This is a genomic window from uncultured Gimesia sp., from assembly GCF_937919775.1.
GTDB lineage: Bacteria > Planctomycetota > Planctomycetia > Planctomycetales > Planctomycetaceae > Gimesia.
The window spans coordinates 1-6,483 of sequence record NZ_CALFPF010000413.1; the positions used below are offsets into that span (position 1 = coordinate 1).

The 6,483-nt window shown below is 51.2% G+C and carries 2 protein-coding genes; both read right to left on the reverse strand.

Features of this window, described 5'->3' with window-relative positions:
* Nucleotides 1-169: 169 nt before the first annotated feature.
* Nucleotides 170-3,130 carry a tetratricopeptide repeat protein gene (locus Q0294_RS11365; RefSeq protein WP_299464974.1) on the reverse strand — a complete coding sequence of 987 codons (2,961 nt, stop codon included), beginning with the start codon at nt 3,128-3,130 and terminating at the stop codon, nt 170-172.
* Nucleotides 3,131-3,178: 48 nt separating this feature from the next.
* On the reverse strand, nt 3,179-6,483 hold a 3,305-nt coding region (locus Q0294_RS11370; RefSeq protein WP_299464977.1), incomplete at its 5' end, for a DEAD/DEAH box helicase.

Consider the following 6,483-nt stretch of genomic DNA (forward strand, 5'->3'; position numbering starts at 1 on the left):
ACATGGTATGAATGACAGATTGGAATTGTGAAAGCGTTAAGCCGTTCTGTTCCTGCAGTTTGCCATCGGGGTCTGGAAATGAAGCATCAAGAGATTGACTGGTCACTGCGTATCCTTAGCGGAAATGAAATCGGAATTATGGAAACGTTAAGAAATAGAAGAATAAAATTCACAGTTTCTTTTTTAATTTGAGTGCCTGAACGTGTGCCGGGTTCTGCTGTAGCAGGAGATTCAACTCCGTGAGCGCCTCCTCCGTTTTACCCGAGTTTACTAATGTTTCTGCCAGTAAGAAACGCAGGTCTTCATTTTTTTCATCCAGATGTAACACCATTTTCAATTCGCGAACTGCGACATCGGTCTGGTTCAGTTTCAATGCCGTTTCGGCAAGTTGTTGATGCGTTTCCGGATCGAGTACATCGATATACAAGGCAGCCTGGCCCCAATGTAAAGCCTGTTCATATTTTTTCTGATCGAGGAACAGTTTCATCAGTAATTTCATGCTGTCCTCATTGGCGGGATCCAGGTGAACCAGCTTGATCAGTGTCTCTTCCAGTTTCTTTGCATCATCGAGATTCTGATAAATGACTGAAAGACCCTCGAGCCACTCGGTCTGATAAGGATATTTTTCATGCCCCGTTTGATAAAGCTTGAGTGCTTCTTTGAATTTACCTTGTTGAATCAGAATTTTACCGGCCAATTCGAGTATTTCCTTGTCAGGCGCCTCCAGATTGAGTGCTGGCTGGAGAACATTCAGTGCAGCATTCCGGTCTTCCGCGAGCAGTTCAAGCCGGGCGATGGTGAGCGCCGCTTGTGCCTGTTTAGGATCTTTGCTGAGAACGGCGAGGGCAAGTTCGCGTGCTTCCTGTTTTTTACGGAATTGCAGCAGGCGGTAAGCATACTGTCCGGCTATGTTGAGGTTTGATTTGTCCTGTTCATATTTTTTTTGCAGATCACTGAAACTGAGGGGGGACTCTGTTTGATAGCCTTGCAGTGAGCCTGCTATCTTTTTGAGATAGTCATGATAACGTTTTTCAAATTCTGATTGGCTGATTTTAAAACAGTCCGCGATCGCAGCCTGCGTTGATAACTGATTCTGATAGGCGATCAGCAACTTTTTTAACGCATCCTCGCCGAATTCTTCCACCATGAAGTCGGCACAGAGCAGACTTTGACAATACGCAAAATTCCAGTTGTCTGAAGACTTAGGGCGCACAAAGACGCCGTCCAGTTCATCCAGTGAGTAAATCTCGCCTTTAGGGACACGTTCTGTCAGAAGTTGATTGAAGTTTTGCGGACGTGCATGACCTTCACTTCTGACGGCCAGAGCTTCAGTGAACCAGTGCGGGATTTTAAATTTCGTTTGTTGCAGCGTAAACACGTGCACGAGTTCGTGTTTCAATACAGCCGCCCAGTTATATGGTTCTTCCATGGCGGTCGGGGAGGTTAAAGCCACGACGGCGCCAGTGGAAGCGCCGATGGTCTGGATCCAGGGCAGGCCGATCATGCGGGCACTGAACCATTGATGGGCCGCGAGTCCTTTCGCATTGTGATAGATTTCAAATTGGGTTTTTCCCGGCGGTTCATAACCAAACTGTTTCACCATTTCCGGATAAATCTGTTCCAGATACGCGGCCATATATTGACTGAGAATAAAATCGGCTTTGGAATCGTAGCGAATGACAAAGTGGTCTGTCACAATCGCACCATAGGATTCGAGAACTCCCAGCACCTTTCGCATATTACTGACTCGCACGTGATACGGGTCAGACTTGAATGCTTCATCGAGAGTCAGTTGCGCCTGTTCTGTTTTCCCCATTTGCATATACAGCATGCCCAGCGAGATTTTCGGCCCGGAAAGTTGAGGCATCAACGATTTCGTTTTTAAATAGGCGAATTCGGCAAAAGCAAATTGCCGTTTCCTCTCTAACAGTTGCCCCAGCTCATACAGAAAATAGCCCGGTTTGGGGTTTTGTTTTACTAACCGGCTTGCCAGCAGTGTAAAGCGGGAAGAATCGGCGTTGGCCGTTTTCGATTTCTCAGAGTTTTCTGGTACATTAAAAATCAACTCCAGAGATTCACGGTTCGGCACACCATCCAGCAGGAGATAACAGGCCGCCTGTCTGGCTAAAACGGACTGATCGCGGGCGTTCACAGACGCAGCCACATTTGCAGATTCCAGGGCCTTGTCATACTGTCCGTTAATCAATTGCAGATCACACCGCAGCAGCAGCGCTTCGATCAAACGGGGATTGATTTTTAATGCGCGTTCGATGAGTTCCGTGCTCGTATCAAACTCCCGCACTTCGATGGCGGAACGAGCTAAAGCCGCGTAGACAACCGCCGCCTGTGAATTGGTCTTGAGGGCAGCGCTCAATTCATCCGCGGCTTGAGGGCGATTGTATTTTTCCTGCAAAATGGAGCCGCTCAGGTAAGAGGCTTCCCAGGCGAGTGGGTCTGCTTTTAAAACATCAGGGCAGACGGTGTTGATGACAAAATTGAAGATTTGCGAAACACTGTTCCAGCGCGCGTATTGTGCGGCTCCTTCCGCGATTACCAGCAGGGTTTCCGCATCTTCCGGTTGTGCCCGGTTATAAAAACGGACAAACCAGCGGTAGGCTTCACTGGCCTCCTCAATTTTTCCGGATTCTGTCAAAAGATGGGCCTGGATCAGATGTGCCAGCGCTTCATCCGGATTTAATATCAGCGCACGCGTGACATTCGTGTTGGCGTTTTGATAATCTCCGGTTTCATAATACAGCTTCGCTGCGATCGCATGCAGATCGGCACGATCGGAGAATTCTTTCAGGGCGGGGTTCAGTCGATTCAATGCCTGCGCTGTATTACCGGTTAATGAATCAATGCGAACCCGTCCGCGGAGAATCTGCACACGAAATTCGGCGTTTTTGGGGGTAGTGTCCGCAAGTTGCTGTTCCGCCTGATCATAGACTTCACCGGCTTCTGCGTAGCGCCCCTGTTGTTGATGTTCGTGTGCGTTCTTCAATAACTGCGCGATGGTCGGTGCTGTTTTCTGTTCGGCTGCGACGAGACAGTTTGAACTGACTTGCAGACACAGCAACAGAGCCATCAAGCGAATCGTGATGATCAGATTTCTCAAAAGACAGTCAGGCATTCTCATTTTCCGAATCGGTTGAAACAGTCGCTTCCTCTTCCCGCATGTTTAGAGAAAGGAAGGGCGTGGTGATTTTTTCTCGTTAGTGGTGGAGATGTCTCCTGTGGGAACCAGGATGCCTTCTTCCTCGGGTGCAGGTGGTTGATCTTGAATTTCCGGAACGGCATCGGTTGCAGATTCAACATTGATACTCGTGCCTTGAATGGGCAGGCCAAATCCCAGAATCAGTTCTCGCTGGATTTTGTCAGTTACTTTCGTTAGCAGAAACAGTTCTTCCCCTTTGGAATACGCAATCAGAGTGCCGTTCCAGTAAGCAAGTCGATTACTGGCAGTACTCGGGATTCGGGCCTGTCTGGTGAGAATTCCGATCAGATTCAAGGGGTCGGCAGCAGAGAGAATCGTCAACTCATCGGCGGGCGGTTCATCGCGTAACTTTCGTAATTCCTGAATCGTATTCGACATGGCGAATTGTTCGCCCGCCACGCCTGACACAAAACGTCCTCCGCGAATTTCTCCCCGGGCTTCGAGGCGTCGATAGACCTGCAATAATTCGAACCAGCGCGGGGCACCGGATTCCTTCGGTAATAAATCACGAAAGACGACTCCCCAGCGTCGCAGTAACTGCCAGGCCCATTGTTCGATAAATTCGTAGTATTGCAGGCTTCGTTCTTCAACCTCGTGATTGTTCTCACGTCGCCAGATTGACCAGCGTCCCGTATTGTTGGGTGTGCTACGTTTTCGGACCAGACCAATTCTTGACTTGCGCGAAGAACGGCGGTTTTTTGTCGATCGATCTTCGGTAAATTGCCGCATGCCTGAAAAACTGTCTGCGGTGACCAACCCGCGGGAAATCAGTTCTCCCAACGAGTCTGCGACCTGAGACGGCAGAGATTCAGTAGCCGCCATTAAGTCAGTCGCAAACAGAGCCCCCTGTCGGGTCAGGAGTTCCTGGATTTCCACAGCGGGGCTGCTCAGATCGTTTTGCTCGTCCGTGTTCTGATATAGAGAGGGTATCCGATTAAAATGAGTGAGCCAGGCCATATCTTCGCGTAAGAAAAAGGAGACGGGAGCATTGCGTGTAATACCCGTCATCGGTTTTCCCTGGTCGGCGGTTCGTTTGGGAGGGTATAAACGTCCCCAGCCAACTTCTCCGGTGAAACAGAGTTCGTCGAGATCCTTGCTTTGGTAGTTTGACAGACGAGCGGGCAGAATATCGCGTTCCCAGCAGATTGCCGGGATATCGATTCCCTGCAGCATCGAGAGCACTTCAAACAGGCCGTTTGTTCCGGAACGTTTTTCTTCACCTGCCATACCGTGAAGCTGTGTTAAAAACTGGATAAACAGACTGGTATCAACCGGCTGAACCTGAGCGCGGAGGCCTTGTAATGTCAAGCGATGAATGCGCGCCAGCAAGCGGCGGTGGCACCATTCTTTCGGAGGCGCTGCAGCTGTCATTGGTTCTTGCTCATTGGTTGAGTCACTGTCCGGACTCTGATCCCAGTTCGGGTCTTTGACGCGGAAATACCCCTGCATGGCGATGCCTTCGCCTTCGAGGGCCATCAACGCCGCTTCGGTTTGCGAGTCTGTCATTCCCGCCTGATCTGCAATTTCCGCAACGGTCAAGGGACCGCAGGTATCCAGCAGTCCGCGAATGATGGCTGTGCGGGCTTCTGTCGACTCCCATTCCTGACGAACGCCTGCAGGGACGTTGACGGGCGGGTGATGCTGGCTTTCCGGGAAGGCGGCCAGCGCTGCCGGCAGTCGTTCGGTGGCGACCCAGCTTTGAAGACAGCGGTGTTTCGCGTCGTTTTCTAATCTCTGTAAAGTGGTTGCTCGCCCCGTTGATTCGAGTTCCTGATACCAGTCGGCCCAGTCTGGCTGCTCATTGAGGGGAAGATGGATGCGGCCCAGCAGTACATCGTGGAATTCATCAGCATTCCGCACGAGTGGCTGCGCTTCCTGACAGACCTGCGCGATGGCTTCGGGCGAGAGACGTCCCAGATCTTCAACGCTTTCCACGGAAAGCGTGTGTCGTGTGGCCACCGCACGGGCGCGGCGTTCCTGCGCTTCACCCCCATCCAGAAATGTATACGGACTGGAGTTCAACAGTTCGTAACAGAAAGGGGAAGGCTCTCTGGTATCGCGGGGAATCAGTTTGACCGACCCCTGTTCGATTTGCAGCAGGACATGTTTGAAGCCTTCGATATCGAGTTGCTCATTCAGGCAGTCATGCAGCGTCTGGTCGACCAGAATATGATCGGGACGCACGATTTCGCCGATTTCATTTTCGGGACAGCCTGTCAAACGAGGGAAGACGGCTGTGAGCAGATCCTCTGCACGAAATCGCTGCAGCGGAGGCGGCACTTTTTTACCGTTCTGCATGCGTGACACCAGCAGAGCCCGTGTCACGTTCCACCGCCAGCGTACATGAAACATGGGATGATCCAGGATCGCCTGTTCGGAGAGTTGCTGCACGTTTCTGGTATTCAGCATCGTAAACAGGCTCTCCAGTGGAAAGCTGTGTTGTGGTCCCAGAGAAAGAATGATGCCGTTATCGTCGGCGGTCGCCTGCAGTTCAAAATTATAGGAACGACAGAAACGCTTTCGCATCGTATAACCCCAGGCACGATTGATATCACCACCAAAGGGCGCGTGAATCACCAGTTGCATACCCCCCGATTCATCGAAGAAGCGTTCGAAGACGATTCGTTTCTGAGTCGGGATCATTCCCAATGCCGCTTTTTCTGCCTGGAAATATTCGACGATCTGTTTGCTGCCCCATTCGTCGGCATTGGTTTCGCGGACCAGCCACTCGATGGCTGTCTCGGGGTTTTCAATTCGCTGTTCCAGTTCCTCACGGAGATGCGAAATTTCCGTGGATAGCTCCAAAGAGCGTCCCGGTGCTTCACCAAACCAGAAGGGAATTGACGGGGGCGCGCCGTGGGCATCCACCACGGTCACATCGCCTCCCCGCACGTAACGGATCTGCCAGGATGTATTTCCAAGTAGAAAAATATCTCCGGCCATACTTTCGACGGCGAAGTCTTCATCCACCGAGCCGACCACTGTCTGGTCATCTTCGGTGACCACGCGATACGAGGCCATTTCCGGAATGGCGCCTCCATTCATGGTGGAGACCAGCCGGGCATTTTTTCTGCTGCGGACGCGGTTTTGCACCTGATCGTGATGCAGATAAACCCGGCTGCGACCGGCGGTGCTGCTGATGCCTTCACTCAGAAATTGAATCGTGCTTTCAAAGTCGGCCCGTTTTAGATTCCGGTAAGAATACGCACGGGTGACTAATTCAAATAATTCATCCGTATTCCATTCCTGACAAGCGACTTCGGCTGTGA

Coding starts and splice junctions, on each gene's coding strand:
- Q0294_RS11365 (WP_299464974.1), bottom strand. CDS start 3,130: ATGCCTGACTGTCTTTTGAGAAATCTGATCATCACGATTCGCTTGATG.